This window comes from Massilia sp. SYSU DXS3249 (genome assembly GCF_053668055.1).
Genome location: NZ_JBSIPX010000004.1, coordinates 80975 through 98987 on the forward strand (window position 1 = coordinate 80975; position 18013 = coordinate 98987).

Sequence of the window (18013 nt, forward strand, 5' to 3'; positions counted from 1 at the left end):
CTTGCACATCACGCCGCCATTACTGCGCCAGTCTGTAGCGATGTTCGCGGTAGAGCAATGAAGGCAGCATTACATGTGCCATCGCCCTGCCTACTTCGGCTTGAGGCGGCGCGTCGGCGCTGACGTCCAGCACTCCTGTCTCACTGTCGTACCGGCCCATCAACGGTGACTGGCCAGGACGCAAGATGGTGGCGGACTTCTCGTCGAGCCATGCAAAGTAGTTGTTGAACTGGATGAGCGCACGTCCGGGCGTGCTGTCATCCTTGACGAAATCCCGGCCGATCATTGGGTGCTCGCTCGAGACCCCGAGTAGTGAAAGCAAGGTAGGACCGAGATCGACCTGGCTCGCGATCGTCCCGATGCGCTTGGGCTTGATATCCGCACCAAGAATCAGTCCGGGAATATGGAATTTCTTGATCGGTACCAGCGCGTTGCCATATACCCGGTTGTCATGATCTGCCACGATCAGAAAGACCGTATCTTTCCAATATTCCTGCTTCCTGGCTTCCCTGATGAACTTTCCGAGTGCGAAATCGGCGTACTTCACTGCGTTGTTGACAGTCTGCTTGGGCTTCTCATACAGCTCGATTTTTTCGTCTGGGAACTCGAAGGGCTCGTGGTTGGATGACGTAAAAATCAGGCTGAAGAAGGGCTTGTTCTGTGCATGCAGGGATTGGAGGCGCTCAAGCGATTTATCGAACAGGTCTTCGTCCGAAGCACCCCAACTCCCGACAAACCGGGGAGACATCTGCCGCAAGTCCACGATTTGCTGGAAACCGTTGCCAGTAAAGAAGCTGCGCATGTTATCGAAATGCGCTTCGCCCCCATAGACGAACTCCGTGTGATAGCCCTGCTGGCCCAAACCGGCCGCCAAGGTATAGAAATTCTGCTGTGCAAGCGAGAGTTTGACGACACTACGGGCCGGCGTCGGCGGATAACCCGCGACAACCGCTTCGATCCCGCGGACAGAGCGTGTCCCTGTCGCGTACAGCTGTTCGAACCACCAGCCTTCCCCTTTGAGTTTCTCCAGCTCAGGCGTTACCGGAAGGCCGCCCAGCGATTCGACAAAGGTGGCCCCAAGGCTCTCTTGTAAAACAATTACAAGGTTTAGGGGACGGTCGCGTTTGATTGCCGCTTCCTGCCGGTGGAGCGTAGGCAAATCTTTATTCGAGAAGACATGGTCGCGCAGCCAAGGAGCGGCTTTTACTTCAGCCAGGACTTGGCTTGTCGGGATGCTGCCGTAAATTTCAGACGAGTTCGCCTCCTTGCGCAATGAGTTGACGGCATCGAGAACAGACCATCCCGAGTTGATGATCAAGGAGTTGACCATTGCATCGCCGGTAAGGGCGAACAAGGCTGGGTTGGCAGGCCGATGGCCAGTGGTGGAGCGAACCTGCGCGAATACCACCAGGCAGATAAGTGGCCAAGTCAGCAGCAAGGTACGGGCCGGCCAGAACTTCATGCCCGAAGCCGCGTGCCTGAACACGTAGAAGAACAGGGCGGTCAAGGCGACCGTGGTGCCGATGCCGAGTATGACAGCGGTGCGAAAGCCATTCCACAGGGTGGCGAAGACTTCACGTGGATAGGACAGATATTCGACGAAGAGGCGATTTGGCCGCACGTCGTACTGCATGATGAACTGCGGGGACGACAATTCCATGAACACGATGAACATCAGTGCGAACGTCGCCCAGCAGCTCGTAAACCCTTTCCAGATTGATGCGCGAGAAGGGTGCGCGAGCAGTGGCGCGAGCAGCAATGGAATCGCAATGAAATAGCCCAGCAAAATCAGGTCAGCCCGTGCTCCCTGGAGCAGCATTTCGCCTGGAATGCCGCTTGCCCGGACCCGGTCCCATTGCCACACCATCATTGTGAAGCGGGAAAGCGAGAGCATGACAAAGCCGAGCAACGCCATTTGCAGGATGGTCACATATGGCCCGGCCCAGCTTGTCAAGTGCGCCAGCCGTGCGGCGCCTGCGTGGAACAAGGAGTGTACTTGTGTATCGGATTTCTTCATGTTGCTACCAGCGAGATCGAAAGGACCACCATTGCGGGGCAAGGGGGTCCTAAAGGTTGTGATTTTTCGGATGGCGTTACTTAACGTGGCTGTTCATAGTTCGCAGGCTGAAGTGCCCGCTCGACCAGTTCGATCAGGATATGGATGACCTTGATATGGAGCTCCTGCACCCGATCAGCGTAGCGTCCGGCGCTCGTGCAGATGCAGACATCCGCACATTGCTCGAGTTGCGATCCCGACCGTCCAGTCAGCCCGACTACCCTCATTCCCTTGGCGCGGGCTGCCTGCGCGGCAAGAACAACGGACGGGCTGCTCCCGCTCGTACTGATCGCGAACAGGACATCGCCAGGCCCGCCGTTGCCCTCGACGAAGCGGGCGAAGACCTGGTCGTATCCATAGTCATTGGCGACGCAGGTGATGTAGCTCGGGTCGCTGATGGCCACGGCCGCCATGGCGGGACGATTCTCGCGGAACCGTCCTGACAACTCTTCGGCCAGGTGCATCGCGTCACACATCGAGCCGCCGTTTCCACATGAAATGACACGACGCCCACTGCGCAGCGAATCGATCAGGAGGGCGGCCCCTGCCTCGATATTTGCGAGCTGGGTGGCGTCGTTGATCAGGCGATCGAGCGCTTCGCGCGCCTCGACGAGGTTTGCCCTGATATGATCAATCATCGCTTTTCTCCTTCATGCTCATGGTGGCCGGCGTGCTCCGCATGCTCGGCATGGTCATGACCTGCTGCCGGACCGAAGGTATGCTCTTCGATTGCCTGCTCGCAGGGCGTCGTTTCGATCTGGATGGTGCTGTGATGGATGTCGTACTTGCTGGCGACTAGCTGGCGGACAGCAAGCAACAAGGCCTGCGGATCGGTGACGTCGTCACGCTGGACCACATGTACCGTCAGGCTGGCTTTGCCGCTTGTAATCGACCACACATGCAGGTCGTGCACGCTTGCCACACCCCGTACGCCGGTGATCGCTTCCTTCACTTCGTCGATGCCGAGGCCTTCCGGAACGCCTTCGAGCAGCACGTTCATGCTCGCCTTGAGTAGCGTCCAAGTGCGCGGCAATACCCAGAGCCCGATGGCAACTGCGATGGCCGAATCGACCCAGGCCCAGCCGGTGTACCGAATCACGAGGGCACCGATGATGACGCCGATCGAGCCGAGCATGTCGCTCCATACTTCAAGGTACGCGCCCTTGACGTTCAGGCTGCTGTCCTTGCCGCTGGAGAGCAGCCGCATGCTGATGAGGTTGACGACGAGGCCAAACGCGGCAACCAGCAGCATCGTCCCGGATTGGATTTCCGGCGGGTTGTTCAGGCGTTGGTACGCTTCGTACAGGATGTAGATCGCCACCAGGAACAGAAGGATGGCGTTGAGTGCGGCCGCCAGGATCTCGAAGCGGTAGTACCCGAAGGTGCGCGCGCTGTCTGCCGGCCGTTTGCCGATGCGGATCGCGGCAAGCGAGATCGCCAGCGCTGCACTGTCGGTGAACATGTGCGCAGCATCCGAGATCAGGGCAAGGCTGTTGGTGAGAATGCCACCGATAATTTCAGCGATCAGAAATGCCGTTGTGAGGATGAGCGCGATCCAGAGAGGTCGCTCGTTCTGGCCTGGCTGTGCTGCATGAGAATGTCCTGAACCCATCGTCTTCCCCTTGTGTCGTGTTTTTGATTGTCCTGCCTGCTTAAATCAACGAAGGAAGTCCCGTACCGTCGAAACACCCTGTCGGATACCGGACCGCCATATCGTTGTGCGGCTCTGCGTTGGCCAGGAGCGCACTACTTTCGCTTTGCCTTCGGTTTTGAGCCCTTTCGCGGTTTGGTCCTTGCGGAATTGTTTCGATCCTTGTACTTGAGCCAACCGAAGAACACCATCATCACGCCGAACAAAACGAGGCCTCCGATTCCGATCACTTCGAACAGGTAATCGTGTAGTGCCTCTGCGGGCTGTTGTTGTAGCTTCATTCATCGCCTCCTTCGATATCAATCGACGCACCGTCCGTTTAACAGCAGTTCAATCCGGCGTCTGCTCGTCCGTGATCTCTGTCGAGTACAGGCGAAATCCGACACTGGCCACTTGATGTGAGGCTGCTCCCATCAGGACGACGCTTTCAAGAACGATTCCCCCAGTCGCGCAGCTCACAAGAGCTACCCCGTGCGCAGCCAAGTCCAGCCCTACAAGCCGACGGGTTCTGCAAGCGCACCCCTTGCGGTTGTCTCGACGCATTTTGTTCTCCCTGGCTGGGCCGCAAGAAATCCTCGCGGCCCAGTACGCTTAATGGACGAGGACTTTCGCCTTCTGCACCGGTACCTCATCGCTATCCTTGCGATGCGCAAGCCGGTAGAGCAGGGGAAGAACGAGCAGCGTCAGTGCCGTCGATGACAGGATGCCCCCGATGACAACGGTTGCCAGCGGCCGCTGTACCTCGGCACCGGTACCGGTTGCGATGGCCATTGGTACAAAGCCCAGCGATGCTACGAGGGCGGTCATGAGGACTGGTCGCAGCCGTGTCAACGCGCCATGTGTAATCGCCCGGTCCAGGCCCATGCCTTCCTCCCGCAAGGTGCGGATATAGGAAATCATCACCAGCCCGTTCAGGACCGCCACGCCGGATAGCGCGATGAAGCCGACCGCTGCCGATATCGACATCGGAATGCCGCGCAGGGCCAAGGCGATGACGCCGCCAGTCAGGGCGAATGGAATTCCCGTGAACACTAGCAAGCCGTCCTTGACGTTGTTGAACATCATGAAAAGCAGCGTGAACACGATGAACAGGGCAAGCGGCACGACCACCTGCAGGCGCGCGGTCGCCGACTGCAGCTGCTGGAAGGTGCCGCCCCAGCTCGTCCAGTAACCCGGGGGCACCTGGACTTGCTTGGCGATGGCAGCCGCGGCTTCGGGCACGAAGGTGCCGATATCACGTCCGCGCACGTTGGCGCTCACGACAATGCGCCGCTTGCCGTTTTCCCGGCTGATCTGGTTCGGCCCGGGCGTAAATTCGAGCGTCGCCACTTCACCCAAAGGAATGTAGGACGTCGGGCTGCCCTCCTTGGCAGGCAGCGGGACAGGAAGCTGCCTGAGCGCGTCCAGATCGGCCCTCAGCGTCTCGGGCAGGCGGACGACGATGTCGAAGCGGCGGTCGCCCTCGAACATGGTGCCGGCCTCGCGCCCGCCAGTCGCGATCGCCAACGCCTCCTGCACAGCGCCAATGTTCAGGCCATAGCGCGCCGTCTTCTCGCGATCGATGTTCACGGTTAGCATAGGCAGGCCGCTCGTCTGCTCGACTTTCACTTCGGCCGCGCCTGGAATGCGCTGGAGAACCTCGGCGATTTCCTGGCCTGTCGAAGCAAGCACATCCATGTCGTCGCCAAAGACCTTGACGGCCACGTCGCTGCGCACGCCGGAGATCAGCTCGTTGAAGCGCAACTGGATCGGTTGGGAAAATTCGTAGGCATTGCCGGCGTACTTTTCCGTTTCCTCTTCGATCGCTTCAATCAGCTCCGCGCGGCTCTTCTTCGGTGCAGGCCAGTCCGATTCGGGCTTGAGCATGATGTAGCCATCCGAGATGTTCGGCGGCATCGGGTCCGACGCGATTTCCGCCGTGCCGGTGCGGGCGAACACCCGGTCGATCTCGGGGAACTTCGCCTTCAGGCCGGCTTCCACCTTCTTCTGCATTTCCACGGACTGGCTCAGGCTGGTCCCGGGAATGCGCAACGCCTGCAACGCCAGGTCGCCTTCGTTCAGGCTCGGGATGAATTCACTGCCAAGACGCGTGACCAGCAGGCCCGACAGGAGGACCAGGACGATTGCGCTCGTGATGACCAGTGCGGCGTTGCGCATCACCTTTTCGAGCATCGGTGCATAGGCGCGTTTGGCCATGCCCATGATCCTGTTTTCCTTCTCCGTAACGCGCTTGCCGATGAACAGGGCAACTGCGGCCGGAATAAAGGTGATCGACAGGATCATCGCACCGACCAGTGCCGCCACAACGGCGAACGCCATCGGATGGAACATCTTGCCCTCGACGCCAGAGAGCGCGAAGATCGGCAGGTAGACGACCATGATGATGAGCTGACCAAAGAGCAGGGGACGCCGTGCTTCCCTGGCAGCTGCGAACACTTCGTGGAAGCGCTCGGTCAGGGTCAGGTCGCGCTTGTGCTGCTCCTGAGCATGCGCGAGGCGCCGTACGCAGTTTTCGACGATGACGACCGCGCCGTCGATGATGATGCCGAAGTCGAGCGCACCCAGGCTCATCAGGTTGGCGCTGACCCGGTAGGACACCATGCCCGTGAACGTGAACAGCATTGCCAGCGGAATCACCATCGCGGTGATGATCGCCGCTCGAATATTGCCGAGGAACAGGAAGAGGATGACGATCACCAGCACCGCGCCCTCGAGCAGGTTCTTCTTGACCGTATTGATGGCCTTGTCGACCAGCACGGTGCGGTCGTACACCGTCACTGCCTTGACGCCTTTCGGCAGCGAGCGATTGACATCGACCATCTTGGCGGCCACCGCCTGGGACACCGCACGGCTGTTTTCGCCGATGAGCATGAACACCGTTCCCAGCACGACCTCGCGGCCGTTCTCGGTCGCCGCGCCGGTGCGCAGTTCGCGGCCGATATCGACGGTTGCGACATCACGTACCCGAATCGGGACGCCGTCGACGTTGCTGAGGATGGTATTGCGGATATCGTCCAGGGTGCGCACCTGGCCGGGCGCCCGGATCAGGAACTGCTCGCCGCGGCGTTCGATATAGCCAGCGCCGACGTTATTGTTGTTCTGATCGATCGAACCGACGACGTCGGACAGCGACAGCCCATAGGAACTGAGTTTGGCGGGGTCAGGCGCGATCAGGTATTCCTTGGCGTAGCCACCGATCGAGTTGATTTCGGTAACGCCGGCCACCTGGCGCAACTGCGGCTTGATGATCCAATCCTGGATTTCACGCAGGTCTGTCGGCGTGTAAGGGGTGCCGTCTGGCTTTTTCGCACCGGGTTCGCTTTCCACCGTCCACAGGTAGATTTCGCCGAGGCCCGTGGAGATCGGTCCCATCATCGGCACAACCCCGCCAGGCAGGTTTTCCCTCGCCTCCTGAATCCTCTGGTTGACAAGCTGGCGGGCAAAATAGATGTCCGTCCCGTCCTTGAAGATGACGGTTACCTGCGACAGGCCGTAGCGCGACAGCGAGCGGGTCTCTTCCAGGCCAGGCAGGCCGGCCATGACCGTCTCGATCGGGAAGGTGACGCGCTGCTCGACTTCGAGCGGCGAATAGCCGGCTGCCGAGGTGTTGATCTGGACCTGGACGTTGGTAATATCAGGAACTGCGTCGATCGGCAGCTTTTGGTAGTTGTAAATGCCGACAGCAGCCATCGCGACGACGGCGACCATGACGAGCCATCGGTGCTCGATGGCAAAGCGGATTATTCGTTCAAACATGTCTGGTTCCTCGTTCAGTGTTCGTGCTCGGCACTGCCTTTGCCTTGCTCGGCCTTCACAACGAAGCTTCCCGTTGCAACATACTCGGCACCGGCGGCCAGGCCCTGGACGATCTCCACGACCTTGCCGTCGCTCGCGCCGAGGGTGACTGGCCGGGCCTGGAAGCCCTCCGCCGCTTTGACGAACACGACCGGCTTGCCTTCGATCGTCTGCACGCCGTCTGCCTGCACGGTGACGGCCGCCTCCTTCTTGCCGCGTACCACCGACACGTTCACGAACAAGCCGGGGCGCCAGACGAGGCCAGGGTTATCGACCACGACGCGGGCGGTCGCAGTCCGGGTCTGCTCGCCCAGCAGGTTGCCCATATAGCTCACCTTGCCGTTGACTGCTTCGCCGCCAGCCGGGGACCGGATGGTCACGCTCTGGCCGACGCGGATCGTTCCCAGGTCTTTCGGGCTGACCGCAATCTGTACCCAGACTTTCGACAGGTCGGACAGGACGAAGGCATTGGCGTCTTCCTTGACGGCCTCGCCTTGGACAAGGTGCTTTTCTACCACCACGGCGTTGAACGGCGCGCGTAATACATAGCGATTCAGGGCGCCTGAGCCTGAGCCGGCGCCCAGGGCGGTCAGCTTCGACCGCGCCGACTGGGCTTCGATCTGAGCCTCGCGGTATTGCTGCTCTGCCTGCAGGAAATCCTGGTGGGCCGAGATCTTGTCCTCCCACAGCTTCTTCTCGCGTTCGTAGGTTGCACGCGCGAGACCAACACGCTTGTCGGCCGCGAGGGCAGCACTACGCAGCTCGGCGAGCTCCGGGCTGGCAATCTCGGCCAGTGCCTGGCCCTTCCTGACGTCCTGACCAAGCGCGGCGGAGACCGATTCGACGACACCGGCGACACGGGGAACCACGTGCGCCGTGCGGTCCTCGTTGAAGTGCACCTCGCCAGGGAGGGTCACGGCCGTGTCGACGCTGGCCGGGCTTGCCTTGGCGGTAACAATGCCGGCGCTCTGGATTTGCTGGGACGTCATCTTGACCAGGCCGGGCGCGGCGTCGGCGTGGCCTTCTTCCTTGCCTTCGGCATGCGCTTCTTCCTTGCCTTCAGCCTGCCCGTCTTTAGCAGCGGATTTTTCCGTCGTCTCCTCAGCGTGTTCGGTTTCGCCATCACCAGAAGGGGCGTCTTTTTTCCAGAACAGAATGGCAATCGCAAGAACAATACCTACGGCCACAACGGCCAGGATGGAGAAGGCGGACTTTTTGTCGATGTTGAGCTTCATGGGGAGATCCTGTTGTTCGAGGTGGCGCCGTCGATCTCGACATAGCGGCCAAGGTCTGCGACGGCACGGTAGCGGTCGTACAGCGCCTGGATGTACTGGGTGCGGGTCTGCAGGAGCGTGCGCTGGGCATCGAGGACGTCGAGGAAACTGAACTTGCCTGCTTCAAATCCTGTGACGGCCGCATCGAACACGCGCTGTGCCCTTGGCAAAATGTCCTGGCGCATCGTGCGTACCTGTTCGCGGGAGAGCTGTGCCCGCTGGTAGGCGGCGGTCAGCGATTGGTGCAGGCGCAGCTGCTCCGCTTCGAGTTCCGTACGTGCCTTTTCAGCCCGGGAGAGCGACGCCTGGAGACTGCCCTGGTTCCGGTTAAACAAGGGAATTGGTACCGAAACGCCGAGCACGGTTTGCGAGCGACCGATTTCGTCATCCTTCTGCCTGCCGACAATGAGCGTCAGATCGGGCATGCGCTGGGAACGGTCGAGGCCGACCTGCGCTTCCTCGCGCTCTACCTGCAGGCGGGAGCGCCGCAGCTGGGGCGAGGCATCCAGCCGGCGCTGCAGCTCGTCCAGTGCCGGCGCAGGCGCCAGGTCCAGCTCGGGGATCGCGAGGGGCTGCGATACCGCGCTGGTCTCCCCCCAGTACGCAGCCAGCGTGTGCAAGGCGATGGACAGTTCGCTCTGGGCCTGGGCAAGCTCGAGCCGCGCCGATGCCTGGGCAACGCCAGCGCGGTCCTGCTCGACAGGCGACACGCGTCCGGCCGCCACCCGCTTTTCCGCTGCAAAGGCAGCCTTGCCGGCCACGTCGAGCGAAGCCTGGGCCACTTGCAGCCGCTCCTGCGCACCAAGTGCGTCGAAATAGGCGGTGGTGACATCGGCGCGCAAGTCGGTGCGCGCAACGCCAAGGTTTCCTGCGGCGAGGCTGCGCTCGCTTTCCGCGAGTCTGATGCGGGCGGAGCGCTTGCCTCCGAGTTCGAGCACCTGGCTAAGCTGAACTGTTTGGGTGCGGGTGCCGCGCTGGGTTCCCTCGCGAACGAACGAGACCTCTGGATTGCGAAACACGCCGGCCTGGCGGCGCGCACCCTCGGCAATCGCCACGTCGAGGGCGGCTGCGCGCAGTGTTGGATTGGCGGCCAGCGCCTTGGCAACGGCCTGCTCGAGCGTCAAGGGTGAGCTCGTGGGCGGGGCGGGCTGCCGGGTTGCCCCAGGTGAAACTGGCTGCGCTGTCATCTGCGCAGCACTCGGCAGCGCCTGTGCAAATAGCACAGCCGCCCCGAGGACGAAAAACTTGGAATGCATGAATAACTCCGGTTATTGAAAGCGAAGGCTATTCAGCAGCGAGACGTATCGGGATGGCCTTCCGGCCTCCCGCACAACGATGAGTGGATGTATACGATCTGCCGCCGAATCAGACGGCGGAGATCCATTGAGGCCGCTCGGGCCGATCGGAGAACAAGGAAGAATAGTGCAGCGAAGTAGCCGACGACACGAGGCGAGCAGGCTCCAGAATCGCTACAGCAACTGGGAGAGCATCGAAGGACAGCGAGATGTGGGCGCAGGACGAGCAGTGCGAATGCACGCTTGCTTTCTTCGCCGAGCCAGAGGGCTGGTCCTTCCCGTCGAATGCGACTTTATGAGCATCGGCGTCGGACGAGTGGTGTCCGAAATGCTGAGCGGCACGGCCCGACTCATGCTCGCAATACGCAGCGACCACGCTCCAGCTGAGCTGAAGAGCGAGAATCGTCAGGACGAGGTAGATGAAGCGTCGGGCAGCCATGGAGAAAAGTATAGCATGGGGCATCGTTTTGCTTCCGCGCCTCATTGCGGTAGGCTGGTGAGCGAGCGCAGCAAGATGGTGCCCATCTATAATGCTGCAGTGTTGCTACTGGATGAGAACTGCGTTGATACTGAAAACCACACTGCTTTTTGTCGCCACCGCCATCGCCGAAATTGTCGGCTGCTTCCTGCCTTACCTATGGCTGCGCAAGGGAGGCTCGATCTGGCTCCTGGTGCCGGCAGCGGCCAGTCTCGCGATTTTTGTCTGGTTACTGACTCTGCATCCAGCAGCTAGTGGGCGAGTGTACGCAGCCTACGGCGGCGTCTACGTCGCAACTGCCCTGGTCTGGCTGAGATTCGTCGATGGGGTGAAGTTATCGACACTGGACTGGGCAGGGGCAGCAATTGCCTTGTTCGGCATGGCGATCATTGTCTCCGGGTGGAGCAAGGCGAGCTGAAACAGATGTGTCGAAGGAAAATCAGGACGGGGGCGCCTGATTTCCTTCACGATTCAGATTTTTTGTATTTGCCGGTCGATCGCTTTCTGGGCGCGCTCGTTACGTTCGCTGTACCTGTCTGTCAAATAGTCCGTGCGACCCCGCGTCAAGAGGGTAAATTTTATTAACTCCTCCATGACGTCGACCACGCGGTCATAGTAAGCCGAGGGTCTCATGCGCCCCTCGTTGTCGAACTCCTTGTAGGCCATCGGCACCGAGGACTGGTTCGGGATCGTGAACATGCGCATCCAGCGGCCGAGCAGGCGCAGGGTGTTGACCACATTGAAGGATTGCGAGCCGCCACAGACCTGCATGACTGCCAGGGTGCGACCCTGGCTCGGGCGGATTGCGCCCATCTCAAGTGGAATCCAGTCGATCTGGTTCTTCATCACCGCAGTAATGGCACCGTGTCGCTCCGGGCTGCACCAGACCTGACCCTCGGACCACAGGCACAGCTCGCGCAGCTCGACCACTTTCGGGTGGGTTTCCGGCACGCTGCCGACCATCGGCAATTCCATTGGGTCGAAGATCTTCACCTCGGCGCCGAACTGCTCGAGGATACGCGCGGCCTCGTATGTGAGAAAGCGGCTGAAGGAGCGTTCGCGTAGGGAGCCGTAGAGCATCAGGATGCGCGGCGGGTGGTTCATGTCGCCAACCGGTGCGAGCTTCTCGATAGTTGGCATGTCGAGCAGCTCCGGCTGGATGTTGGGGAGGTTTGGACTCTTGCTCATTTGATTCGCTTTCCCTCTGCATCGATGACAACCTCGCCGTCTTCTTTTGTGAAGGCACCTTGTTGCGGCAGCGGCAGAATATCCAGTACGACCTCGGAAGGACGGCACAGGCGGACGCCAGCTGGGGTTACCACGAACGGGCGGTTGATCAGTATCGGGTGCGCCAGCATCGCATCGATCAGCTGGTCGTCGGTGGTGGCGGGGTTGTCGAGGCCAAGCTCGACGAAAGGCGTGCCTTTCTCCCGCACAGCCTCGCGCACAGAGGCCTCTCGTTAAATAAGAAGTACGAACCTGCAAGGTCGACCATACGTCACACTCCCAGCAATAAACCCTACAAACATCAAATCACGGGCTTCGGCGCCGGACCAAGCCTTCGAACCAAGTGTTGGGAAAGCCTCGCAGCCCCCAAGCCGGCCGCTTCCGATCCCAGTTGCGCACCGCTTCAGCGTTTTGTCGACAAGTTCTCGAAGGTCTACACTAAGGCCGTGTTCGCGCAGCACTTGCAGTCACCGTTTTTCCCGACGCTGGGTTTGGCGGCGCAGTGGATGCCATGGAGTCACAAGGCGTTTGTCCTGCTCGTGACCGCCCGTCCGTGTGCTCCTGTTATCTCGACCCCAATGACAGTCGTTAGTGCTCTTGCCGCAGCAGCCAGCACGGGGATCCTCATAAAGGGTGACCTCAATCTTGAAGAGGGCGGCAAAGTGCGTTCGCGTGCTTTGGACAAGACGGGTACGATCGCGGAGGGATACCAGTCGTGACCGATGTATCCACCTCACTAGGGGACGCGGGCGACTCGCTGCAACTGGCGGCATCGCGCGCTGACCGCTCGGACCATCCCGGTGTCGACCGCGGCGATCCCCTACTGGACAGACCATGCAGGTAGCGTACCCGTGTCGGCGGTGACCCTACAGGCAACCGTTCTAGACCAATGGGCTGCCCAGACGATTTCTATCGTCTCACACCAAACTTTTCAGTTCGACGATACTACATCGATGTAGGATAACGACAGAACTTGGGCTCCAAAATGCATCAGGCACAGCTTCTCTACTGGATACAGCGATAACACTACTGACAAACGGCAACATTACACAATGCAACTTGAATTATTAGATAAACCGGATGGACGTACGTCAATTTTGCTACCATCAGGATACGTCCTTGATCTGCAAGCTCCGGACGCCACAGGATTGCCGATTTCTGATATCGCCCTGTGCCTAGCCTCGCAACCCCGGTGGGGCGGCGCTGCAAGGCCTTGGTATTCAGTTGCCGAGCACTCGGTTATGGTGTCTCGTCTTGTTCCGGAATCCCTTGCTTATGCTGCATTGCTACACGATTGTGAAGAGTTCCTGGGCGATTGGCCGTCTCCTGTGAAAGTAATGTTGGGGCGTGAATACGTAAAATCGCATATTGAGCCAGTAAAGAACGCATTACGTCGCCGTTTCGGCTTCAATGACGACAATCCATTAATAAAGAATGCCGATCTAGTCTCAATGGCGACAGAATTGCGGGATTTGCTGCCCCCGGCATGGCTAGAATGGGGGCACCTTCCCGACCCCCATCCATGTAAAATCGTTCCGGTTGGGCCTGACAAGGCATACCGTTTGTTTTTGGAGCGCTTCGAAGAACTGAGGAATTTGGCAATTTCTTTTCCAGCGAAGGGCACGACATAAGGTTTGTTGACGGGAGTTGCTAGCTGTGCGGCGATCGCTAAGGCTTCTGCGTCTTTATTGCGTGAATTTACTTGACCAGCAATTGGACGATAGATACGTAGCCAGCGAAGGAAATTTTTTCTTCTGTGGACATTGGATAAACTCTTGTCATTTCGCAGTAAGAAACCTTTCATCCTGCTCCAAATGTTAGTAGAATTTTTTTTATCGCTGTCGCGAAACCGGGTTTAAAGACAATAAAAGGACCTTTGGTAACTGCGCCGTTCTCTACATTAGTGCTCCAGCCATGTCTACGCATCGTCTCCGAACTGAGTGCGTCCCGTAAAGCATCCAATTCCTGCTCAAGCAATGAGGCGGTGTGTGTAGCGGTTTCGTTTAAAGGAGTGTTTTGTCTATCGTAAAGACTAATCACCACGTTATCTTTGGCGATGCGCTTCAGAACCTGATTTTCGTTCTTAAGCTTTCTATTTTCAGAAATATACGTCTGCACTAGGATCCGAGCAACTGAGTCGTTTATCATTGATAAGACGTCGTCTTCCAGTCGGCTGGGTTTCAATTTCTCAGATGGGCTCGATTTTTTGTCAGCGAGACAAGCCCAAGCGTCAATTAAGGTTCGATAAACGGCACCGCTTTTATTGCGGATGGGTTGTGCTTTTGGGCCACCTGCGTTTTCCGAAAGTTGTCCAATCATGCTGTAACTAAAATCACGACTGCCTCGCTCAAACTGCTCTCGGCAAGCAAGATGAATTAGGTCTAATGATTTAACTGTCCGCAGCGACTTAGCGCCAGCTTTAAGACGTGCCAGGATCTCGTCTGGATGTGGGTTAATGTTAACTGCCATCTGTTGCACCAAAAGCCGAAGTTTCATGAGGAAGCGTAGAAAGCCTTGCGTTCTCCTTCCGCTGAAAGACGATCGGACGCTCCTGCTTGCGCCCTAACAGCTGGATTGGCGTTCCAGCTGACGCCAAGCTCAAAATTTCTTCGGTATCTCCGATTAATCCAAGTTCTGACAACTGTTCGATCCCTTCAATAAATGGGATCGCGTTTCCAATACTGCCGGTGTAGGCTCGCAACAATCGCGTCATGTGAGAGACTACTAAGGGCAGTTCACGGTCGTCCAGTTTGAAAAAAACTGGCTCCTTCCCATTCATCGACAGCATGCGATCAAAGGCGTTTCCAGCCTTTAGCATCGCTCGGTTCGCTTCTTCGTCGACGTAAATTGTAGACCCTACTGCTACCGTCAATACTTGTTCCAGTTCGCTACACTCGCGCACATTAATCGTTACCTCATCCATTCCTCCTACAGAAAGGAGAACAACCTCGTCGTCGTGAGTACTCGCGAGGTCAATAATCCCTTTGCAACGAATGATCAGCCTCATGGTTGCAAGAGAATCGGCGGCAAGTTTTTCATTGCCGTCGTAAATAACGGCCAATTGATGTCGCAAGCTCTCTAATCTTGTCTGTTCTTTAAATCTAATGCCATTCTTCTGACAAGACAGCATCTCAGTCTCAAGCTCTGTAATATCAGTTGACATTTGGAGGTAACGCTCGCCACTGTCACCCAGGTTGTAGTGGAGCAGGTTCCAATGGTGCACTAATGCTTGGAGAAATGCAGGGCCGGTCAGAAACCATCTACAGCGTACACAGTTCTTCTGTTGTGGATAACCCGGAGTCGGTCCATACGAAACTGCTTGACTGTCTTCATCCACATAAATCCCACCATCGCTACATCCCATACCCCCCTTCGCGCATAGACCCAAGTTTGTCCTCAGCAGACTGACTCCACCTTGACTCAGTGCGTCTTGAACTGTTTGCAAAACAGACAGATCGACGCTGGCCGAATTAACTTCTAGTTGTCTTAACGTCGCGTCCTTCATCCAACGCACCCAGTTCTTCTGCTCTACCGTTTCCTCTTCCAACCGTTCGGATGCAGCATCCATCGCTTCACTCACGTACACAATTCCAGATTTCTTGTAGTAGAGTGTCATCAAAATTCTTGCATGTCCGGCAATGCACTCAGAGAGGATGCTCATCTCGATACCGCCATCCGTCGCTAGATGCGTGATCAAGGAAACGCGCAGGGAATGCAACGAATACAGTACTGGAGTAGTTGCGTCGTCGTTTTTGCTTATAAAGCGCAGCGGTGAGCCATCAGCAGATAGCTGGCCGGTTTCGGCGCAGAGTTCTTCTAACTTCTCTAACATCCGCACCCATAAGATTGCTAGCTTCCCTTCAGGAATAGGCCAAGCGTTCTCGCCCTTGCAGGCCGCTGGATCGCGAAGAAGAAAGGCCATACTTCCCATTTGGCTTTTCTGAAGATCTGTTTTTTTTCCAAAGATTTTTTCGGATAATTCCATGCACGGCACCAAACGCGCCAGCTTGTTATACTTCTCCTGCCATTTGCGTAGCCGTTCACACCAATACAAAACTTTGCCATGCTGCCAAGGGATTACATATCCTCTATCCCAACGTTCTTTGCCACGATCTTGCGTTTTATTAGTATTGATATACAGGCCTGCAAAAACCTTTCCGGAGTTTGCATCCGGCATGCGACGAAAAACTCCCGCGTGCCTTTCAGTTTTACCGATATCAGAAACGAGCGGGCCTTTGTTTTTTTCGAATTTTCCGGCTCGATAGATCCATTCACCCCGATGATTTTTCTCCAGTTTGCTCCCGCCAAACCGCCAGGTATCAGCTTCTCCACTGTCCAGCATTCTCACCTGAAGCGTACGCAAAGGTAACTCAAGCTTAATTAATATCCCGACTGCTCGTACAGGTGACCAAATCTCGTAGATCACATGGTGTTTCAAACCCTGTTTTCTAGTATTTTTTCCATAAACTAATCGCCCTCGCCATACACAATCTGGATCCTCCTTATCAATTACATCGGGATGGACTTCGAACCAATCTCCAAATGGCAGTGCATCGTGGGCCCACTTGAGGTCACGAAAATACTCTGCACCATTCGGGCAGATCATCTCACGCATATACTTCAGATAGCGGGTCGGCAGCACATCCTTGTTCGACTGTGTCCCATTCGTACCACCACTACGCGGCAGGTCGCCGAACTGATGGAGGAGGAAGTTACGGAAGTCTCCGGAAACGGTGCGTCTACCAAAGTCATCTTCAGCCGAATAATGCGTAATTAGCACATAATCGATAAACTCTATCGCTTTCGAGAATTGTGGAAGGGCATGTTTCGAGCCAAGTGTTTCCAGTGCAGTTCCAGCATAAGAGGGAATCTCATTTTGACGCTGCCATTCTACAGACAGCAATGTAGACGGGTCTGCAGGGAGACGTAAGGAGGCAATGTAGTCAACGACGAGCTGCTTGACAGCGTTATAACCGGCCCCGAGGTTTGCCTTCATGGACGCTAACCAGCCTACACCATAAATACGCCACTGCTCAAGTTGCGGGTTTATATCTGTCAAAAACGTTAGTTCGGAATCCTTTAGCGCGCCGAGGGGGATCAATATTTTGTTGTTTGCACCTCGCACTGTGTCAAATCTAGAGCCGGCGATCGGAGGAAACGTATTTTCATATTCCTGTTTGCGTACCCGATAACCTTGTCCGTCGACTAATGCAAACGCACCATTTTGGTCGAGCGCGTACTCGAGCATTACGTTAATAGAGCGCCATCGGTTGAAAACCTCCCCCGCTGCCAGTTCCTTCATACAAACCTCGGCGATTGGGGGCGGCTTATATCCTTTGCTCAAGAAGGACTTAGGAGTGAGCCGCAGCGCTTGAAGGAACAGGTATTCGTAAAAAAAATTATGCAGTGCCAGGTAAGTTGCTTTTCGTTGCCGTTCTTTAATTTTTGTTTCGAGAAACTCGAGAAGAATGGGTCTCCATTCGCATAATTCTGGATGCAGTAACAGCCATCGGAAGCGAGTTGTGTCGGCTGTGGGTGCGTACTTCCACAAATCCATTGCAAATCGATATCGCCGCCAGTGTTCAATTGAATCTTCTAGCTGGGTATCGCTTAGATTAACCGCCGTGTTCTTTCGCGTTTCTCGTACGAGCATCAAAGACGGGACGGATCCCGTTTTTTCAAATAACGCGTCACAAACGCTTCCGACATCGTCTAAGATGCATTCCTTTTGCGCTTCCTGCCATCTTTTCATACAAGCATGCACGCGAACTGTGCGGGCGCCCTGAGACTGACCTTCACCTACTGAGGTCGAAACGCCTTCCTCGAAAATCATTCGAAAAGTCGGCAGGCATCCGATTTTTCGGAAATAGGCGTCAATGTACTTAGCTCCGGTTTCTAGCGCATCGATGCTTTTCAGTGCGCGTAGCGACCGTGTATGTCCTCCTGCAAACGTCGCCCATGCTCTCATCAAGTCGCGATAGGGCGCCCTTGAAAGGCCCTTATTGACAAAAAATGTAGTGCCGAGTTCGGTGAGACTTTTTGCGATGACAGATGGAGAAAAGTCGAGGCTACCGGCTTCATATTGTTTACGACAGGCGTTATGGATAAGTTCAAGGTTGCGCTTACTTCCCAGTGAGCCGACCCTTGGTTTATCCTTGGTTCGTGCTTGTAATTCCTGTAGGACTTGATCAGGATGTGAAACCGCATCGCCGTTTTCAAATTTGGTTTTTGTCATGA

The 18013-nt window shown here is 56.9% G+C and carries 11 protein-coding genes and 1 pseudogene; 2 read left to right on the forward strand and 10 right to left on the reverse strand.

Annotation, left to right across the window (positions count from 1 at the left end; genetic code table 11):
• Window positions 1–19: 19 nt before the first annotated feature.
• From ACWCIA_RS06550 to ACWCIA_RS06575, 6 genes are all read right to left on the reverse strand, one after another.
• The gene (locus ACWCIA_RS06550) at window positions 20–2017 is read right to left on the reverse strand and encodes an LTA synthase family protein (protein WP_454161791.1); all 1998 of its coding nucleotides are present in this window, start codon (window positions 2015–2017) and stop codon (window positions 20–22) included.
• An 80-nt stretch (window positions 2018–2097) separates the two neighbouring features.
• Window positions 2098–2694: an SIS domain-containing protein gene (locus ACWCIA_RS06555; protein WP_454161792.1), complete on the reverse strand. Its 597-nt coding sequence runs from the start codon at window positions 2692–2694 to the stop codon at window positions 2098–2100.
• A complete protein-coding gene (locus tag ACWCIA_RS06560) occupies window positions 2691–3668 on the reverse strand; it encodes a cation diffusion facilitator family transporter (protein ID WP_454161793.1) in 978 nt (325 codons plus the stop codon). The genes ACWCIA_RS06555 and ACWCIA_RS06560 overlap by 4 nt, the downstream gene beginning before the upstream one ends.
• A gap of 630 nt (window positions 3669–4298) precedes the next feature.
• Window positions 4299–7463 carry a CusA/CzcA family heavy metal efflux RND transporter gene (locus ACWCIA_RS06565; protein WP_454161794.1) on the reverse strand — a complete coding sequence of 1055 codons (3165 nt, stop codon included), beginning with the start codon at window positions 7461–7463 and terminating at the stop codon, window positions 4299–4301.
• 14 nt (window positions 7464–7477) lie between these two features.
• Entirely contained in the window at window positions 7478–8737 is a 1260-nt protein-coding gene (locus ACWCIA_RS06570; protein ID WP_454161795.1) for an efflux RND transporter periplasmic adaptor subunit, read from the reverse strand.
• Window positions 8734–9900 carry a TolC family protein gene (locus ACWCIA_RS06575; protein WP_454161796.1) on the reverse strand — a complete coding sequence of 389 codons (1167 nt, stop codon included), beginning with the start codon at window positions 9898–9900 and terminating at the stop codon, window positions 8734–8736. Before ACWCIA_RS06575 ends, ACWCIA_RS06570 begins: the two co-directional genes overlap by 4 nt.
• A gap of 734 nt (window positions 9901–10634) precedes the next feature.
• Here ACWCIA_RS06575 and ACWCIA_RS06580 point away from each other — a divergent pair.
• The gene (locus ACWCIA_RS06580) at window positions 10635–10967 is read left to right on the forward strand and encodes a YnfA family protein (RefSeq protein WP_454161797.1); all 333 of its coding nucleotides are present in this window, start codon (window positions 10635–10637) and stop codon (window positions 10965–10967) included.
• A 53-nt stretch (window positions 10968–11020) separates the two neighbouring features.
• Here ACWCIA_RS06580 and arsH read toward each other — a convergent pair whose 3' ends face one another.
• Complete coding sequence (gene arsH / locus ACWCIA_RS06585; RefSeq protein WP_454161798.1) at window positions 11021–11737, reverse strand: arsenical resistance protein ArsH; 717 nt, start codon at window positions 11735–11737, stop codon at window positions 11021–11023.
• Window positions 11734–12000, reverse strand: a pseudogene (locus tag ACWCIA_RS06590) (ArsC/Spx/MgsR family protein); the annotation flags it as partial. The gene arsH and the pseudogene ACWCIA_RS06590, both read right to left, overlap by 4 nt.
• Window positions 12001–12828: 828 nt before the next feature.
• Here ACWCIA_RS06590 and ACWCIA_RS06595 point away from each other — a divergent pair.
• Entirely contained in the window at window positions 12829–13407 is a 579-nt protein-coding gene (locus ACWCIA_RS06595; protein ID WP_454161799.1) for a hydrolase, read from the forward strand.
• A 169-nt stretch (window positions 13408–13576) separates the two neighbouring features.
• On the opposite strand, the gene gmtX is transcribed toward ACWCIA_RS06595, so the two are convergent.
• Entirely contained in the window at window positions 13577–14245 is a 669-nt protein-coding gene (gene gmtX / locus ACWCIA_RS06600) for a gamma-mobile-trio protein GmtX (protein ID WP_454161800.1), read from the reverse strand.
• Window positions 14235–18011 carry a gamma-mobile-trio integrase GmtZ gene (gmtZ, locus tag ACWCIA_RS06605; RefSeq protein WP_454161801.1) on the reverse strand — a complete coding sequence of 1259 codons (3777 nt, stop codon included), beginning with the start codon at window positions 18009–18011 and terminating at the stop codon, window positions 14235–14237. Before gmtZ ends, gmtX begins: the two co-directional genes overlap by 11 nt.
• Between the last annotated feature and the right edge of the window lie 2 nt (window positions 18012–18013).

Bases quoted from the DNA above. Each gene is read 5' to 3' on its own strand.
- ACWCIA_RS06550 (WP_454161791.1), bottom strand. From the start codon at position 2,017: ATGAAGAAATCCGATACACAAGTACACTCCTTGTTCCACGCAGGCGCC.
- ACWCIA_RS06555 (WP_454161792.1), bottom strand. From the start codon at position 2,694: ATGATTGATCATATCAGGGCAAACCTCGTCGAGGCGCGCGAAGCGCTC.
- ACWCIA_RS06560 (WP_454161793.1), bottom strand. From the start codon at position 3,668: ATGGGTTCAGGACATTCTCATGCAGCACAGCCAGGCCAGAACGAGCGA.
- ACWCIA_RS06565 (WP_454161794.1), bottom strand. From the start codon at position 7,463: ATGTTTGAACGAATAATCCGCTTTGCCATCGAGCACCGATGGCTCGTC.
- ACWCIA_RS06570 (WP_454161795.1), bottom strand. From the start codon at position 8,737: ATGAAGCTCAACATCGACAAAAAGTCCGCCTTCTCCATCCTGGCCGTT.
- arsH (WP_454161798.1), bottom strand. From the start codon at position 11,737: ATGAGCAAGAGTCCAAACCTCCCCAACATCCAGCCGGAGCTGCTCGAC.
- ACWCIA_RS06595 (WP_454161799.1), top strand. From the start codon at position 12,829: ATGCAACTTGAATTATTAGATAAACCGGATGGACGTACGTCAATTTTG.
- gmtX (WP_454161800.1), bottom strand. From the start codon at position 14,245: ATGGCAGTTAACATTAACCCACATCCAGACGAGATCCTGGCACGTCTT.
- gmtZ (WP_454161801.1), bottom strand. From the start codon at position 18,011: ATGACAAAAACCAAATTTGAAAACGGCGATGCGGTTTCACATCCTGAT.